Genomic DNA, 16,591 nt, shown 5'->3' on the forward strand with positions numbered 1-16,591 from the left:
CTTTTCCACAGGCGCGCGGGACACAGCAAGCCCGGATTGCGCCGGGCCTGCTCGCTTTCGGTTGACACCGCTTTCGAATCTCAGAGCGAGGCTTCCTGCGGAAACTGCCGCGCACCGCGGCGTTCGCCCTTGGGATTGCCCTCGTGCGCCTTGAGACAATCCTCGCCGCGGCCGATATATTCGCGCGTCAGCGGCGCGGCCTGCTGGTCATGCGCCAGCTGAAGCTGGAAGACGACGAGGTTCTGCCAGCGAAAGGCACTCTCGGAAGCCGCGAGGTAGAACTCCCAGATCCGGCAGAATTTCTCGTCGTAGAGCGCCTTGGCCTCGTCGCGCCGGGCCATGAAGCGTTCCCGCCAGTGGCGCAACGTTTCGGCATAGTGCAGGCGCAGGATTTCCACATCCGTCACGGCAAGCCCGCTCTTCTCCACCGCCTGCATGACCTCCGAAAGGGCAGGGATATAGCCGCCCGGGAAGATGTACTTCTCGATGAACGGGTTGTTGGCGGAGGGACGGTCCGTACGGCCGATCGTGTGCAGCAGCATCACCCCGTCCTGCTTCAGGAGCGACGCGCTCTTGCGGAAGAAGGTCAGGTAGTTCGGGCGGCCGACATGTTCGAACATGCCGACCGAGACGATGCGGTCGAACGGGCCGTCCGTGTTGCGATAGTCCTGCAGCAGGAACCTGACCTCTTCCGAGAGTCCGGCTTCGCTCGCCCGCGTCATGGAAAGGGCGTGCTGCTCGTCGGAGAGCGTCACGCCCGTGACCTTGGCGCCGAGCTGCCGGGCAAGGTAGAGCGCCATGCCGCCCCAGCCGCTGCCGATGTCGAGCACGCTCTGCCCCGGCCGGATGATGTTGAGTTTCGCCGCGATGTGGCGCTTCTTGGCAAGCTGCGCGTCGTCGAGCGTCTGGTCCGGCCGTTCGAAATAGGCGCAGGAATATTGCCGGTCCTGGTCGAGGAAGAGATCGTAGAGCGCACCCGTCAGGTCATAGTGGTGCTGCACGTTCTTGCGCGAGCGTACGATGCTGTTCTTCTCCCGTATCCAGCGGAAGAGGTAGCGCGCCCGTTCGAGCAGGTGGTTCCAGCGACTGTCGTAATATTTGAAATCGGGATTGCCGGTAAAGATAGTCGTCAGGAGGTCGTAGATATCGCCCTCCACGATCTCGATATCCCCCGTGCCATAGTGATGCCCGAGATAGTAGGCAGGGTCGAGGGCGAGGCCCCAGACCGCTTTCTTCGTGTTGAGACGCATGTGGACGGGATTTCCGGTGCCATCGCCGAAGCTCTGGCGGGTGCCGTCCGGGTAGGTGATCGTCAGATTTCCGGTCTCGACGAGGCGGGAAACGAGAGCCTGTACAATGAATTTCATTCGCTAAACTCCGTCGCGCTTAAAAAATCTGGCGGAACGGGTCTGGTCGCAAACCGGCCTAAAAAAAGCGGCCCGACCGCCAATCCAGTCTAACGACATATAAATATTGATGCGAAAATCCGGATTTCAAGCCGTGCCTTTCGGCTGCCGCAAAAGCAAAGGGCCGGCAAAGCCGGCCCCAAAAAGCAGATGAGCCGGCAAAGCCGGCTCACTGTTGTTCTCAGGCTTCGTCTTCGTCTACGCCGTCGGCTTCCGGATCGAAGAAGTCGGCTGCCGTCAAGGCGTCTTCGTCAACGCCGTAGATGGCGTCGGCAGAGGTCAGGCTTTCGCCCTTCGACTGACGTTCGGCTTCTTCGACGGAGCGGGCAACGTTGACTTCGACCGAGATCTCGACTTCGGCGTGCAGGTGCAGGACGACCTTGTGCAGGCCGATCGCCTTGATCGGGGTGTTGAGCTCGACCTGGTTGCGGCCGATGTTGAAGCCTTCGGCAGCCAGCGCCTCGATGACATCGCGGGCAGCGACCGAGCCGTAGAGCTGGCCGGTTTCGCCGGCGGAGCGGACGATGATGAAGGACTTGCCGTCGAGCTTCTCGGCGACAGCCTGGGCTTCCGACTTGCGCTCGAGGTTGCGGGCTTCGAGCGTCGCACGCTCGGATTCGAAGCGCTTCTTGTTGGCTTCGTTGGCGCGCAGCGCCTTGCCGAGCGGCAGCAGGTAGTTACGGGCAAAGCCGTCGCGAACCTTTACGGTTTCGCCCATCTGGCCGAGCTTGGCGATGCGTTCGAGGAGAATGACGTCCATTTTAGAGTTCCTTTCTGAATGTCAGGTGTTCTGGTTTTTCTTCTCTGCCGGGCCGGCTGGCGTCAGCGCGATGGTGCGCCGCGTGTCCATCAGGCCCAGAATGAGGATGGCGAAGATCGGTATGGTGAAGAGCAGTACCGAGATATAGGCGAACCACAGGGCGAACAGCCGCCACGGCTTGCCGCGCGTCCTGAAATGCAGGCTCGCAAAGCCGGCAAGCACGAAACCGGCCCCGAAGGTGCCGCAGACGAGCGCGCCGATGATCGCCGGCACGCCGCCCATGAAGGCGAGAACGAGACCGGCGAGGAAGAAGAAGATCGCGTTGCGGTGCATGCGCAGCGTCGAGGGCATATCCTCGCGCGGGCGAAGGCCGCGGCCGGACAGGCGCACGATGAAGGTCGCAACGTAGTATGCGGCGAACAGCAGGAACACCCAGAGAGCGCCCTGCACCAGCGGCAGCGCCAGCGCGAAAACGGCCTTGAGCTGCGCGACGGCGGTCGCATCGGGATTGTAGAGCGGTTCCTGCGCTTTCAGCGTCGCGATGACGATATCGACGAGCTGGCTCGCCATGGCGCTGTCGTAGCCGACGATCGCGCCGACGGCGACCATGCCGAGCGTCACCATGACGGCGAGATGTGCGAGGATGTTGGACAGCGGATACCAGGCGAGTGCATTGTCCGGGCCGCCGAGTTCGGAGGCGGGGCGGGCTAGATTCGCGAGATTGGAGAGCCAGCCGGCCGGGATCAGCGTGATGATGACGATCAGCAGCGCGAAATGCGAGGAGACCAGCATGGACGCGGTCGCGCCGCCGGCGACGACGGCGATCAGCGCGCTGGCATTGCCCCAGCCGAGGCCGGCAATCAGAATCGGAAGAGCGGACGCGGCGTAAAGCACAATCGCGAGAGTCGACTGCGCGTTCGCGCTCAGCGAAAGCAGAGCGGCGGTCACACCGGCAATCAGGCCGGTCGCAATCGAGGTCGGCGTCAAGGTCTTCACGGGTTCGCTGTCCTGTCTCATCAGACAGTTAGAGGAGTTTCCTGACAAACCTGTTCAGGACTGTTTCCCCAACATGGGATTTGGCTTCAGATTTTTCGCAATCCCGGACGCAAAACCGTTTCACACTTTTGCTGGAATTTCTCTGAAAGCCGGCGGCTCCGATCCGCGCCCAACGCGGAAGGGAAAGGGGAAGGCGGCAGGGCCGTCTTCCCCGGAGTCATGCTTTGCGGCCCGACGTCGAGTCAGGCCGCAGAGTCAGTATGCTTACGCTACGACGTAGGGCAGCAGGCCGAGGAAGCGGGCGCGCTTGATCGCCTTGGCGAGTTCGCGCTGCTTCTTCTGGGAAACGGCCGTGATGCGGGACGGAACGATCTTGCCACGCTCGGAAATGTAGCGCGACAGGAGACGGACGTCCTTGTAGTCGATCTTCGGTGCGTTTGCGCCCGAGAAGGGGCAGGTCTTGCGGCGGCGGTGGAACGGACGGCGTGCCGGAGCGGAAGAAACATCAGCCATAGTCAAAATCTCCTTCTGCTTCGATTACGCGCGGTCTTCGCGGGCCGGACGGTCGCCACGCGGCGGGCGGTCGCCGAAGTCGCGGCGCGGACGGTCACCGAAATCGCGGCGCGGGCCACGGTCGTCGCCATCACGGCGCGGACGGTCGTCGCGGTCACGCTTCTGCATCATGGCCGACGGGCCTTCTTCGTGGGCTTCCACGGCGATGGTCATGTAACGAAGAACGTCTTCGTTGATGCGCATCTGGCGTTCCATCTCGTGGATGGCGGCGGCCGGAGCGTCGATGTCCATCAGCGCGTAATGCGCCTTGCGGTTCTTCTTGATGCGGTAGGTGAGGGACTTGAGGCCCCAGTTCTCAACCCGGCCGACCTTGCCGCCGAGCGATTCGATCACACCCTTGTACTGTTCGACGAGAGCGTCGACCTGCTGGGCGGACACGTCCTGGCGGGCCAGGAATACATGTTCGTAAAGAGCCATGTGGCTTTGCCTTTCTTGCGTTTACACCCGAAACCGGCGCCAAGCCTCAACGACAGTTCTCAAGGGCGGAAAGCCCGAAGCAAGAAAAGCGTTAATCCAGACGGTCGAGAGCGGAGACACGGGAGGCCGGAGCCCTTGGCTCCAACGGCGGTCTTTTGGGATCGCCGGCCCTCCGTTCAGCCACCAGCCGATTGACCGGGTGTGTTGAACAGCGCGCCTTATACGGATTTTCCGGCGGAAAGCAAGTCTTGCACTCCAGAAGCGTGCTGACCCGTTTTGCAACAGGGCGGGAACCAAATGGAAGACGCCGCGTTGTTCATTCCGATCCAACCAGATGGAGTGACAGACATGCAAGACCCGAACCTTGTCAATCGTCCCCCGGAAGATCGCACGACGCGCCCGGTGGATGACCGCGGACCAACCGTCGTGAACCAGAGCAGCGGGAGTGGCACGGGCGGCTGGGCGGTGGCCGTGATTCTCGCAGTGCTCGTTGCCGTGGGCATCTTCTATTTCGTCGGCAGCGGAACGCCGGGTGACGGCGTCGACCCGAATGCCAACACCTCGGCCATCGGCACGACGGACACGGCGCCGGCCGGCGGCACGGCAACGGATGGCCAGACGGGCGGTGCTACCGGCACGCAGCCGCTGGAAGGCCAGCCGAGCGGCGGCCAGCAGCCCGCCGAAGGTGGTGGCGCGACCACGACCACGCCGTAACGTCACCCCGCAAAGAGCAGGGCGAAAGGAAACCCGTCGGCAACGGCGGGTTTCTTTCGTCGTCGCGGTTTTTTTGAAGCCCGGTGTCGGGTCGCGGCCGCGCCGAACGTCTACACTGCATGGGCCGCGATCGATGGCCTCGTAACCGGATGGAGGATGCACCAATGCCGAAGAACACGATCTGCCTGTGGTTTGACAAGGATGCCGAAGCGGCCGCCCGCTTTTATGCCGCGACGTTTCCCGACAGCGCCGTGGGCGATGTCACCCGCGCGCCGGGCGATTACCCCGATGGCAAGCAGGGAGAAGTGCTGGTCGTCGGCTTCACGGTCGCCGGCATTCCGTGCATCGGCCTGAACGGCGGGCCGACCTTCAAGCACAACGAAGCCTTCTCCTTCCAGATATCCACGGAGGATCAGGAAGAGACCGACCGTTACTGGAATGCGATCGTCGGCAATGGCGGGCAGGAAAGCGAGTGCGGCTGGTGCAAGGACAAATGGGGTATCTCCTGGCAGATCACGCCGCGCGTCCTCATGGATGCGCTTGCCGCCGGTGGCGACGAGGCGAAACGCGCCTTCAACGTGATGATGACGATGAAGAAGATCGACGTCGCCGCCATCGAGGCGGCCCGGCGCGGCTGAGTCGCGAACCCTTTCGGAAGATAAGAGACGGGCGGCCAATGGCCGCCCGCTTCTTGTCAGATCGGCGCGGGATAGAGCCGGTGGATGCGGCGGATGCCATTCGTCACGTCGGCCGAGAGAGTTACGTCGACGGCGCCGATATCCGTCTTCAGCTGCTCCATCGACGTCGCGCCGATGATGACGGAGGCCATGAAGGGCCGCGCCAGGCAGAAGGCGAGGGCCATCTGGCCGGCGTTGAGCCCGTGCTCCTTGGCAAGGTCCACATAGGCGCGCACGGCCGGCTCCTGAAGCGGCTGGTAGCGGCCGCCGAGGTCGCCGTTCTTCGTCAGGCGCGACCCCTCGGGGCGGGCGCCGTCGAGATACTTGCCCGTCAGAAGTCCGGCAGCGAGCGGCGAATAGGCGAGCAGGCCGATATCCTCGTGGTGCGAGACTTCGGCAAGATCGAGGTCATAGGCCCGGTAGAGCAGATTGTATTCGTTCTGGATCGAGGCGACGCGCGGCAGGCCCCTGGCCTCGGCGTGGCGCAGGAACTGCATCGTGCCCCAGGCCGTCTCGTTGGAAAGGCCGAGGGCCCGCACCTTGCCGGCCTTGACGAGCTCCCCGACGGTTTCGAGGGCTTCCGCCAGCTCGGCGGCAACCGCCTCGCGATCCTGCTTCGACGGGTCGTAGCTCCAGGCGTTGCGGAAATGATAATGCCCGCGGTTCGGCCAGTGCAGCTGGTAGAGGTCGACATAGTCGGTCTTCAGCCGCTGGAGACTGCCGTCGATGGCGTCAAGGATGCCGGCACGGTTCATCGGCGCGCCGCCGCGGATATAGGGGCGGCCGGGGCCGGCGACCTTGGTGGCGAGGATGACCTTCTCGCGGTTGCCGCGCGCCTGCATCCACGTGCCGATGAAGCGTTCGGTGTCGCCGTAGGTTTCTGCGGAAAGCGGTGTCGTCGGATAGAGTTCGGCAGTATCGATAAAGTTCACACCGTGGGCGAACGCATAGTCGAGCTGGTCGTGCGCGTCCTTCTCGCTGTTCTGCGAGCCCCAGGTCATCGTGCCAAGGCAGATTTCCGACACGCTGATGCCGGTCCGGCCAAGCGGATTATACTTCATGGGAGGAGAAATCCTGTTGTGGAAACGGCGCGACTGTAGGCGGCTCCTCGTGAATCGCAAGACGGAAAGCGCCTTTTCCCTGTGTGAAGGCCTTGGAAATGCCGGCTTTGAGGTGCCGGAAGCCTGCCGCACGCCTTGACTCGCCGGGTCGGAATGTGAATGGAAAAGAAAACATGAGACGGGAGAGACCCCTATGAGCGTAGCATTCACCTTCCCCGGCCAGGGCAGCCAGGCCGTCGGCATGGGCAAGGATCTCGCGGAAGCCTTCCCGGAGGCGCGCGCCGTTTTCGCGGAAGTCGACGAGGCGCTCGGCCAGAAGCTTTCCGCCATCATGTTCGAAGGACCGGAAGAAACACTGACGCTGACGGCCAACGCCCAGCCGGCGCTGATGGCCGTGTCGATCGCCGTCATGCGCGTGCTCGAGGCGCGCGGCCTGTCGCTGAAGGATCAGGTCTCCTATGTCGCCGGACACTCGCTCGGCGAATATTCGGCGCTCTGTGCCGCCGGAACCTTCACGCTGGCCGATACGGCACGCCTTCTGCGCATCCGCGGCAATGCCATGCAGTCCGCGGTCCCGGTCGGCGAAGGTGCGATGGCTGCCATCATCGGCCTGGAACAGGCGGATGTCGAAGCCATCTGCAAGGAAGCCTCCACCGGCGGCAGCTGCCAGATCGCCAACGACAACGGCGGTGGCCAGCTCGTCATTTCCGGCTCCAAGCCGGCCGTCGAGGTCGCGGCCCGGCTTGCGACGGAAAAGGGTGCCAAGCGTGCGCTGATGCTGTCCGTCTCCGCCCCTTTCCATTCCGCCCTGATGGGCCCGGCCGCCGACGCCATGCGCGAGGCACTGGCAGGCGTTTCGGTCAAGGCGCCGGTCGTGCCCGTCATTGCCAATGTACGCGCGGCTCCGGTCAGTGAGCCGCAGGAGATCGCCCGCCTGCTCGTCGAGCAGGTCACCGGCCAGGTGCGCTGGCGCGAGACGGTCGAATGGTTCGCGGCAAACAATGTCACCACGCTTTATGAGGTCGGTTCCGGCAAGGTGCTGACGGGCCTTGCCCGCCGCATCGACAAGTCCGTCACCGGCATCGCCATCAACACGCCCGCCGATATCGACAGCGCGCTCGCAGCCCTCATCGGTTGATCTAATCTTAAAGGAACGGAACCATGTTTGATCTTTCCGGCCGCAAGGCTCTCGTTACCGGCGCTTCCGGTGGCATCGGCGAAGAGATCGCCCGCATCCTCCATGCCCAGGGCGCCATCGTCGGCCTGCATGGCACGCGCGTCGAAAAGCTCGAAACGCTTGCCAATGAGCTTGGCGAGCGCGTCCACATCTTCCCGGCAAACCTCTCCGACCGCGCCGAAGTCAAGGCGCTGGGCGAGAAGGCGGAAGCCGATCTCGGCGGCGTTGACATCCTCGTCAACAATGCCGGCATCACCAAGGACGGTCTCTTCGTGCGCATGAGCGACGACGACTGGGATGCGGTTCTGGAAGTCAATCTCACGGCCGTGTTCCGCCTGACGCGCGAGCTCACCCATCCGATGATGCGCCGCCGCTACGGCCGCATCATCAACATCACCTCCGTCGTCGGCGTCACCGGCAATCCGGGCCAGGCGAACTATTGCGCCTCCAAGGCCGGCATGATCGGCTTCACCAAGTCGCTCGCGCAGGAGATCGCCACCCGCAACGTCACGGTCAACTGCGTCGCGCCCGGCTTCATCGAAAGTGCGATGACCGGCAAGCTGAACGACAAGCAGAAGGAAGCCATCATGGGCGCCATTCCGATGAAGCGCATGGGCACCGGCGCGGAAGTCGCATCCGCCGTCGCCTATCTCGCCTCCTCGGAAGCGTCCTACATGACAGGCCAGACGCTGCATGTGAACGGCGGCATGGCGATGATCTGATACAGGGCCAAGTGCCCGGCGTTGCAGCACGAATAGCATGTTGACCGCTGGCGCACCGGGCATTTTCGGACTTTGCGGCAGACTTAAACCGTGTTAATCGGGCCATGACTGTCAGCAGTCGATCGGCAAATGCCTCGCGCGTTCAGGCGGTACGCAACAGTATCGTCAATGCCGCATTGCCAGTTGAAGGGATTGCCGGATGTGTTCTTGAGGCACATCGGGCGTGTTGAGTGTCCGGTGCCGTGACAGGCGCCGATCAAAAACAAAGGTCGAGGAATCCGACATGAGCGACGTAGCAGAACGCGTAAAGAAAATTGTCATTGATCATCTGGGTGTTGACGCCGAAAAGGTCAGCGAAGGCGCAAGCTTCATCGATGATCTTGGCGCGGACTCGCTCGACACCGTCGAACTGGTCATGGCGTTCGAAGAAGAATTCGGCGTCGAGATCCCGGACGATGCGGCTGACTCGATCCTGACGGTCGGCGACGCCGTCAAGTTCATCGAGAAGGCCCAGGCCTGATCGAACATTCCGGCGGGCCTCCTTCGGGTGGCCCGTCCCGGCCTTCCCGGGCCGCACCTCCTCTTGGGGCAATAGACATAGAATACATAAGGGTGGATCACGGACGATGAGGCGTGTCGTTATCACGGGTACCGGCATGGTATCCCCGCTTGGCTGTGGCACCGAAGTTACCTGGAGCCGGCTTCTCGAAAGCCGCAGCGGCGCTGCCAGGGTAACCACCTTCGAGGTCGATGACCTCCCTGCAAAGATAGCCTGCTCCATTCCCCTCGGCGACGGTACCGGCGGTACCTACAATGCCGACCAGTGGATGGAACCGAAGGAGCAGCGCAAGGTCGATCCTTTCATCGTCTACGCCGTCGCTGCCGCCGACATGGCGCTGGCAGACGCCGGCTGGCATCCGAAGACCGACGAGGACCAGATCGCGACCGGCGTGCTCATCGGCTCGGGTATCGGCGGCCTCGATGGCATCGTCGAGGCCGGCTACACGCTGCGCGACAAGGGTCCGCGCCGCGTCTCGCCCTTCTTCATTCCCGGCCGCCTGATCAACCTCGCCTCCGGCCAGGTCTCCATCAAGCACAAGCTGCGCGGCCCGAACCATTCCGTCGTCACCGCCTGCTCGACCGGCGCGCACGCCATTGGCGATGCCAGCCGCCTGATCGCGCTGGGCGATGCTGACGTCATGGTGGCGGGCGGTGCCGAATCGCCGATCTGCCGCATCGCGCTCGCCGGCTTTGCCGCCTGCAAGGCGCTCTCCACCGACCGCAACGACGACCCGACCGCCGCCTCGCGCCCCTATGACCGGGATCGCGACGGCTTCGTCATGGGCGAGGGCGCCGGCGTCGTCATCTTGGAAGAGCTGGAGCACGCGAAGGCGCGCGGCGCGAAGATCTACGCCGAAGTCGTCGGTTACGGTCTTTCGGGCGATGCCTACCACATCACCGCGCCGTCGGAAGACGGCGACGGCGCCTATCGCTGCATGCAGATGGCGCTGAAGCGCGCTGGCATTCCGGCAAGCGAGCTCGACTATATCAACGCACACGGCACCTCCACCATGGCCGACACGATCGAGCTTGGTGCGGTGGAGCGTCTGGTCGGCGATGCCGCATCGCGCGTCTCCATGTCGTCCACCAAGTCGGCGATCGGCCATCTGCTCGGCGCCGCCGGCGCCGTCGAGGCGATCTTCACGGCGCTGGCGATCCGTGACAATATCGCTCCGCCGACGCTGAACCTCGACAATCCCGACGTCGAGACGGCGATCGACCTGGTGCCGCACAAGGCGCGCAAGCGCGAGATCAACGTGGCGCTGTCCAATTCGTTCGGCTTCGGCGGAACGAATGCGTCGCTGGTTCTCAAGCGCTACGCCTGAACCGGGGCTTCTGCCCCGGCACGCTACACACCCGAATGCGCAGGGCAGGCCCATCCTGCTTTTGCCGTATTGCTCTGCTGGAAGACAGTCGAGCAATGCCCGAACATGAGGACAGTCCGTGAGCGACACGAACGAACCCGGCGAGACGCAGTTTGGCCGCGGCGAGGCCTCCGGCCAGTCGCGCATCATTCCCAAGTCCGCCAATGAGGCCCTCCGGCCGGAACAGGTGCCGCAGCCGCCGAGCAAGCGCCGCTCGCGCAAGGCGCGCAGCCAGATCGTCATCTTCCTGAATTTCGTCATGACCGTGGTCGTCTTCGCCACGATCATCGGCATCGGCATCTTCTATTACGGCGTGAAGAGCTACGAGGAACAGGGCCCGCTGACGGCCAACACGAACTTCATCGTGCGTGGCGGCGCCGGCACGAACGAGATCGCGGCCAATCTCGAGCGCAACAACATCATCACCGACAGCCGCGTCTTCCGTGTGCTTTCGCGCATCTATCTCGACGGCGAGACGCTGAAGGCCGGCGAATACGAGATCAAGTCCGGTGCGACGATGCGCGAGATCGTTGAACTCCTGAAGTCGGGCAAGTCGATCCTCTACAGCGTTTCCGTGCCGGAGGGGCTGACGGTCAAGCAGATCTTCAAGCGCCTGTCCGACGATCCGGTACTCGAAGGCGATCTGCCGGCCGACCTGCCGGCCGAAGGCTCGCTGATGCCCGATACCTACAAGTTCTCCCGCGGTACGAAGCGTGGCGACATCCTGCACCAGATGCAGGATGCGCAGAAGGCGCTGATCGACCAGATCTGGGAGCGCCGCGACGACAACCTGCCGATCGCCACGCGCGAGGAGTTCGTCACGCTCGCCTCGATCGTCGAGAAGGAGACGGGCCGGGCCGACGAGCGGCCGCGCGTCGCCTCGGTCTTCCTCAACCGCCTGGACAAGGGCATGCGCCTGCAGTCCGATCCGACGATCATCTACGGCATCTTCGGTGGCGACGGTAAGCCGGCTGACCGCCCGATCTACCAGTCGGATCTTGAGAAGCAGACGCCGTTCAACACCTATATCATCAAGGGCCTGCCGCCGACGCCGATCGCCAATCCGGGCCGTGCCGCCCTCGAGGCGGTCGCCAATCCGTCGCGCACGCCGGATCTCTACTTCGTCGCCGACGGCACGGGCGGTCACGTCTTCGCCGAGACGCTGGACGAGCACAACCAGAATGTCCGCCGCTGGCGCAAGCTGGAAGCGGAAAAGGCGGCCGAAGCCGCCAAAGAGGCGGAAGCGGCAGGCTCGCAGTAAGAACGCCTTTTTTCATGCTGAAGGCCCCGGCAAATCCGGGGCCTTTTCGTATTCCGGGGCATGCTTTCCTGTTCATCCCCACCTTTGATGTGGATCGCGTATCGTTCCCGGCGCTCCCCCGTTTCCAACCCCGTGAAACTGCTCCACTTTGGGGGATGGTTTTCGCGCCTGCCGCGCGTTTCGGCTGCCCCGCCTTCCGGCTTGACCTGCCGTCGCCGGGCGCCACAGGAGGACGACATGACATTGCAATCGATGACCGGCTTTGCGCGGGTCGAGGGAACCAGCGGGCGCACGCGCTGGGTCTGGGAGCTTCGCTCGGTCAACGGCAAGGGTCTCGACATCAGGCTGCGCCTGCCACCCGGCTTCGAGGCGCTGGAGAGCGATGTGCGGCGCCTTGCAGGTGAGACCCTCGCGCGCGGCAACCTCCAGATCGGCCTCTCCGTCAGCGTCAGCGAAGCCCAGGTCGAGGCGGTGGTGAACCAGGGTGCGCTTGCGGCCGTGCTGGCGCTGCGCGAGCAGCTGGCCGGCAAGATCGATCCGGCGCCGCTCAAGCTCGACACGCTGCTCGCCATGCGCGGCGTCGTCGATTTCCGCGAGGCTGACGAGAGCGAGGCCGAGCGCGTGGCGCGCGATGCCGATATCCGCACGGGGCTCCTGGAGGCGATCCGCTGTCTTGCCGAGATGCGCTGCAAGGAGGGCGTGGCGCTTGCCGGGGTGTTGCTCGGCCAGGTCGCCCGCGTCGAGACGTTGACGGCGACCGTCGAGGCCGATCCCTCACGCAGCGTTTCGGCCATTGCCGAGCGGCTTTCGGCCCAGGTCGCCGTGCTCCTGCAGGGAACGACGGCGCTCGACCGCGACCGCTTGCACCAGGAGGCGGCGCTGCTTGCCACCAAGGCGGACCTGCGCGAGGAGATCGACCGGCTGAAGGGACACGTCGCCGCGGCGCGGGAGCTGATCGCCGAAGGCGGGCCGATCGGCCGCAAGCTCGATTTTCTCGCACAGGAATTTAACCGGGAATCGAATACGATCTGTTCCAAGTCGAACGCCGCTGCTGTAACGGCTGCGGGTATCGAACTGAAGGTCGTCATCGATCAGTTCAGGGAACAGGTCCAGAATCTGGAGTAGGCCATGGCCGAGCCGTCGAAGCATATCCAAATCGAACGCCGCGGGCTCATGCTCGTCATCTCCTCGCCGTCGGGCGCCGGCAAGTCGACCATCGCCCGCAACCTCCTGGAGGCCGATCCCGGACTCAGCCTGTCGGTCAGCGTCACGACCCGCCAGCGCCGGGCCAGCGAGATCGCCGGGCGCCACTACCATTTCATCAACCACAAGGAGTTCGAGCGGCTGCGCGACAGCGATGCGCTGCTCGAATGGGCCGAGGTGCACGGCAACTTCTACGGCACGCCGCGCGAGCCGGTGGAGGAGGCGATGTCCGCCGGCCGCGACATGCTGTTCGACATCGACTGGCAGGGCGCCCAGCAGCTGCAGGAGAAGATGCCGGCCGATGTGGTCTCGATCTTCATCCTGCCGCCCTCGATGACGGAGCTGCAATCGCGCCTGCACCGGAGAGCCGAGGATACGGAAGAGGTCATCCAGACCCGTCTCGCCAATTCCCGTGCCGAGATCGAGCACTGGCGGGAATACGACTATGTCATCCTCAACGATGACCTCTCCGTCGCCTTCGACGCCGTGCAGAGCATCGTCAAGGCCGAACGCCTGCGCCGCGACCGGCGGCATGGCCTGTTCGAGTTCGTGACGAAGCTGGTGACGGAAAAGCCGGCTTTGTAGGCGTTCGTTCGCATCCTCTTTTCGCGGGATTGCCCCTCGGCCTAACCCTCTCCCCACAAGCCAGGAGAGGGGACCTGCCCTGCAAACGGGCATTGGTTGAGGAAAAACGGATCGGCCTATACCTTCGCCCCGCTTGTGGGGAGAAGGTGGCCGGCAGGCCGGATGAGGGGCTGTTTAAAGCCTACAACGCGTTCGCCAGCCGTACGAACTCTTCCACGCTCAGCGTCTCGGCCCGTCGCTGCGGGTCGATCTCCGCGCGCGCCAAGAGGGCCTCGCCGCCGAGCGACTTGACGCTCTGGCGCAGCATCTTGCGGCGCTGGCCGAAAGCGGCATGGGTGGTGCGCTCCAGCGCGGCCACATCGCAGGGCAAGGGGTTGGGCACCGGTTCCAGATGCACGACCGACGAGGTGACCTTCGGTGGCGGGGTAAAAGCCTGGGGCGGAACGTCGAAGGCCATGTGGGCATGGGTGCGCCAGCCTGAGAGCACGCCGAGCCGACCGTAGTGGTCGTCGTTCTCTTCCGCCACGATGCGCAGGCCCACCTCACGCTGGAACATCAGTGTCAGCGATTCCCAGAAGGGCGGCCAGGCTTTCGGCAGCAGCCAGTTGACGAGGAGCTGCGTGCCGACATTGTAGGGCAGGTTCGCGATGATGCGTACCGGTTCGCCCGGCGCCAGCGCCTCGAAATCCGTCTTCAGCGCGTCCCCTTCGATGACCGTCAGACGGCCGGGATAGTGCTCCGAGATTTCGGCGAGCGCGGGCAGGCAGCGCGCGTCGCGCTCGATGGCGATCACGCGCTTTGCGCCGAGCGCCAGGATGGCGCGCGTCAGGCCGCCCGGGCCGGGACCGACCTCGATCACCGTATGGTTTTCGATCGGGCCGGCGGTGCGGGCGATTTTCTGGGTGAGGTTGAGGTCGAGCAGGAAGTTCTGGCCAAGCGCCTTCTTCGCATCCAGCCCGTGGCGCTGGATGACGTCGCGAAGCGGCGGCAACCCGTCGAGTGCAGCCATCAGGCGGTCTCCTTTGCGGCCCGTTCATGTAGGGCGAGGTCGTGGGCAAGGCGAAGGGCGGCGAGCAGGCTGTCGGGCTTGGCGATGCCCTTGCCGGCCAGCGAAAAGGCCGTTCCATGATCCGGCGAGGTGCGGATGAAGGGCAGGCCAAGCGTAGCATTGACGGAATCGTCGAAGCCGAGCGCCTTGGCAGGGATCAGCGCCTGGTCGTGATACATGCAGAGCGCGACGTCATAGGTGGCGCGTGCGGCGTCGTGGAACATCGTGTCGGCCGGCAGCGGGCCGACCGCGTCGATGCCGGCTGCCTGCAGCCGCTCCACGGCCGGGCGCACGATGGCATCGTCCTCAAGGCCCAGCGCACCGCCTTCGCCGGCATGCGGGTTGAGCCCGGCAAGCGCTAGGCGCGGACGCGCGATGCCGAAGCGCTGACGCAGGTCGCGCTCGGTGATGGTCGCCGTCTCCACGATCAACTCTTCCGTCAGCAGGTCCGGCACATCCTTCAGGGGAATGTGGATGGTGACGGGCACGCTGCGCAGCTTCGGCCCGGCCAGCAGCATGACGGGCAGGGCCTGTCGTCCCGTTTTCCGCGCAGCGAGGTCGGCGAGGAATTCCGTATGGCCGGGAAAGCCGAAGCCGGCATCGTAGAGCACGGCCTTGGCGATCGGGTTCGTCACCACGGCGGCGGTGCGGCCGGCGAATGTCAGCGTGACCGCGGTCTCGATCGCGCCGGTGATGGCGGCGGCGTTGCGGGAATCGGGCGAGCCGGCGACAGCCGGCACGGTGCAGTCGCAGGCAAGCACCGGCAGGGCGTCCGGGAAGAGGGCGGTTGCCGTTTCCGGTTCCGCCAGCGCGACGGTGACATTGATCCCGAGAGCTGCGGCGCGTGTGCGCAACACGGCAGCATCGCCGATGAAAAGGAAGGGCGGCAGGGAGAGCGCCCTGCGGGCCGACCACAAGGCGAGCGTGATATCCGGCCCGATCCCCGCCGGATCGCCCATGGTGAGCGCCAGTGGAGGAAAACTTGTCGTCGTCATGGGGACCCTGCCGGTCAGCGGGTTGAAAGGGGAACGCCTCTGCAGCAGCGCTTCATGGGAAGCGCCGGGCGGAACTCCGGGTATCAACGTTCGGTGATCGTCGCCTTCTTGCGCAGTTCGGCGATGTACTTCTCGCTGTTCTCGTCGCCTTCGTTGCTCTTGGCCTTGCTGAGGTCCTCAGCGCGGAAGACCATTTCGGCCGCCACGTCGTCGTTGACCTCGCGCTTCTTGCAGATAGCGAGGTATTCGACGCCGCGCTCGGTGACGCGCGTGCCCGTCGTCATGCCGTTCGCCTTCTCGATGAACGGCTTCCAGTCTTCCGGCATTTCCGGCGCCAGGACGCGGCCGAGATCGCGGATCGAGACGTCACGCATGGTCGCGGCAAAGACCTTGGCCTGTTCGCAGCCGGGGAATTTCGAGCGCGAGGCTTCGGCTTCCTGCTTGCGCTTGCCGAGAATGGCGTTGCGGCGCTTTTCCGGCACGACGAAGATGACCTGCTTGAGGAAATATTCGGTGGTGACCGGCTTCTTGCCGCCGTTCTCCTGCATGCGCTGGACCAGGGTCTTGCTGTCCTTGGCGGCGCCATAGCGGGCATTGACGACGCGCGGCCAGCTCATCTGGATGGCGATGTACTGCTTGAAGTGATCCGAACCGACGCCGGCGCGGTTCAGGATCTCGCCGAGCTGCTGTGTCGACATCTTGTTGGAGGCGGCAAAGCGGGCATAGGCGGCCTCCACCTCGGAACTGCTGACGGACATCTTGAGACGCAGGATCTCCGTGCGCTTGAGCACTTCGTCGATCATCTGCTCGCGAGCCTTGGCGCGCAGGTTCCCGCCGGCGCGCTGCAGGCGCAGGAAGGCGGCGCGGCGCTCGATCTCGCCCGAGGTGACCGGCGTGTTGTTGACGACGGCCACGATGCCGCTTGCGGCCTGGACCGTGCCGGCCGGAACCGCGATCGTCGCCGCAGCGGCAAGTGCCACGCCCATCATCATGGAGCGAACCAGAGAGTGTCTGCCCGTCATGCCAGTCCCTTTCCCAAACCCATTTCGCGCGCACCGGTGTCGTTCGTGC

At 64.4% G+C, this 16,591-nt stretch carries 18 protein-coding genes; 9 read left to right on the forward strand and 9 right to left on the reverse strand.

Going from position 1 to position 16,591, the window contains the following annotated elements:
• Positions 1-80: 80 nt before the first annotated feature.
• The 5 genes from EXZ48_RS06635 to rpsF all read right to left on the reverse strand — a co-directional run bounded on the left by EXZ48_RS06635 (position 81) and on the right by rpsF (position 4,152).
• The gene (locus EXZ48_RS06635) at positions 81-1,367 is read right to left on the reverse strand and encodes a cyclopropane-fatty-acyl-phospholipid synthase family protein (protein WP_130514951.1); all 1,287 of its coding nucleotides are present in this window, start codon (positions 1,365-1,367) and stop codon (positions 81-83) included.
• 220 nt (positions 1,368-1,587) lie between these two features.
• Positions 1,588-2,166 carry a 50S ribosomal protein L9 gene (rplI, locus tag EXZ48_RS06640; protein WP_023515799.1) on the reverse strand — a complete coding sequence of 193 codons (579 nt, stop codon included), beginning with the start codon at positions 2,164-2,166 and terminating at the stop codon, positions 1,588-1,590.
• A gap of 21 nt (positions 2,167-2,187) precedes the next feature.
• Positions 2,188-3,162 (reverse strand): DUF2232 domain-containing protein, encoded by a 975-nt coding sequence (locus tag EXZ48_RS06645; protein WP_023515800.1) that lies wholly within the window; start codon positions 3,160-3,162, stop codon positions 2,188-2,190.
• A 264-nt stretch (positions 3,163-3,426) separates the two neighbouring features.
• The gene (rpsR, locus tag EXZ48_RS06650) at positions 3,427-3,675 is read right to left on the reverse strand and encodes a 30S ribosomal protein S18 (protein ID WP_023515801.1); all 249 of its coding nucleotides are present in this window, start codon (positions 3,673-3,675) and stop codon (positions 3,427-3,429) included.
• Positions 3,676-3,699: 24 nt separating this feature from the next.
• On the reverse strand, positions 3,700-4,152 hold the full coding sequence (gene rpsF / locus EXZ48_RS06655) for a 30S ribosomal protein S6 (RefSeq protein WP_023515802.1): 453 nt from the start codon (positions 4,150-4,152) through the stop codon (positions 3,700-3,702).
• 348 nt (positions 4,153-4,500) lie between these two features.
• Between rpsF and EXZ48_RS06660 the strand changes: the two genes are divergently transcribed.
• Both EXZ48_RS06660 and EXZ48_RS06665 read left to right on the forward strand, forming a co-directional pair.
• The gene (locus tag EXZ48_RS06660) at positions 4,501-4,866 is read left to right on the forward strand and encodes a hypothetical protein (RefSeq protein WP_023515803.1); all 366 of its coding nucleotides are present in this window, start codon (positions 4,501-4,503) and stop codon (positions 4,864-4,866) included.
• 164 nt (positions 4,867-5,030) lie between these two features.
• Positions 5,031-5,504: a VOC family protein gene (locus EXZ48_RS06665; protein ID WP_023515804.1), complete on the forward strand. Its 474-nt coding sequence runs from the start codon at positions 5,031-5,033 to the stop codon at positions 5,502-5,504.
• A 56-nt stretch (positions 5,505-5,560) separates the two neighbouring features.
• Here EXZ48_RS06665 and EXZ48_RS06670 read toward each other — a convergent pair whose 3' ends face one another.
• Positions 5,561-6,604 (reverse strand): aldo/keto reductase, encoded by a 1,044-nt coding sequence (locus tag EXZ48_RS06670; RefSeq protein ID WP_130514953.1) that lies wholly within the window; start codon positions 6,602-6,604, stop codon positions 5,561-5,563.
• Positions 6,605-6,797: 193 nt separating this feature from the next.
• On the opposite strand from EXZ48_RS06670, the gene fabD reads away from it, so the two are divergent.
• From fabD to gmk, 7 genes are all read left to right on the forward strand, one after another.
• Complete coding sequence (fabD, locus tag EXZ48_RS06675; protein WP_050742894.1) at positions 6,798-7,742, forward strand: ACP S-malonyltransferase; 945 nt, start codon at positions 6,798-6,800, stop codon at positions 7,740-7,742.
• Between the two features lie 23 nt (positions 7,743-7,765).
• Entirely contained in the window at positions 7,766-8,503 is a 738-nt protein-coding gene (gene fabG, locus EXZ48_RS06680) for a 3-oxoacyl-[acyl-carrier-protein] reductase (protein ID WP_023513139.1), read from the forward strand.
• 283 nt (positions 8,504-8,786) lie between these two features.
• On the forward strand, positions 8,787-9,023 hold the full coding sequence (locus EXZ48_RS06685) for an acyl carrier protein (protein WP_018327362.1): 237 nt from the start codon (positions 8,787-8,789) through the stop codon (positions 9,021-9,023).
• A 106-nt stretch (positions 9,024-9,129) separates the two neighbouring features.
• Entirely contained in the window at positions 9,130-10,389 is a 1,260-nt protein-coding gene (gene fabF / locus EXZ48_RS06690) for a beta-ketoacyl-ACP synthase II (RefSeq protein WP_130514955.1), read from the forward strand.
• Between the two features lie 118 nt (positions 10,390-10,507).
• Positions 10,508-11,689 (forward strand): endolytic transglycosylase MltG, encoded by a 1,182-nt coding sequence (mltG, locus tag EXZ48_RS06695; RefSeq protein ID WP_050742895.1) that lies wholly within the window; start codon positions 10,508-10,510, stop codon positions 11,687-11,689.
• Positions 11,690-11,926: 237 nt separating this feature from the next.
• Positions 11,927-12,814 (forward strand): YicC/YloC family endoribonuclease, encoded by an 888-nt coding sequence (locus EXZ48_RS06700; protein WP_050742896.1) that lies wholly within the window; start codon positions 11,927-11,929, stop codon positions 12,812-12,814.
• Between the two features lie 3 nt (positions 12,815-12,817).
• Entirely contained in the window at positions 12,818-13,477 is a 660-nt protein-coding gene (gmk, locus tag EXZ48_RS06705; RefSeq protein WP_023513995.1) for a guanylate kinase, read from the forward strand.
• A gap of 181 nt (positions 13,478-13,658) precedes the next feature.
• Here gmk and rsmA read toward each other — a convergent pair whose 3' ends face one another.
• From rsmA to EXZ48_RS06720, 3 genes are all read right to left on the reverse strand, one after another.
• Positions 13,659-14,486 carry a 16S rRNA (adenine(1518)-N(6)/adenine(1519)-N(6))-dimethyltransferase RsmA gene (gene rsmA, locus EXZ48_RS06710; protein WP_023513994.1) on the reverse strand — a complete coding sequence of 276 codons (828 nt, stop codon included), beginning with the start codon at positions 14,484-14,486 and terminating at the stop codon, positions 13,659-13,661.
• Positions 14,486-15,520 (reverse strand): 4-hydroxythreonine-4-phosphate dehydrogenase PdxA, encoded by a 1,035-nt coding sequence (gene pdxA, locus EXZ48_RS06715; protein ID WP_130514957.1) that lies wholly within the window; start codon positions 15,518-15,520, stop codon positions 14,486-14,488. Before pdxA ends, rsmA begins: the two co-directional genes overlap by 1 nt.
• A gap of 83 nt (positions 15,521-15,603) precedes the next feature.
• Positions 15,604-16,542, reverse strand: a complete 939-nt coding sequence (locus EXZ48_RS06720; RefSeq protein WP_023513992.1) for a SurA N-terminal domain-containing protein — start codon at positions 16,540-16,542, stop codon at positions 15,604-15,606.
• Positions 16,543-16,591: the final 49 nt, after the last annotated feature.

It is taken from the genome of Shinella sp. JR1-6 (genome assembly GCF_004284735.1).
Taxonomy (GTDB): Bacteria; Pseudomonadota; Alphaproteobacteria; order Rhizobiales; family Rhizobiaceae; genus Shinella.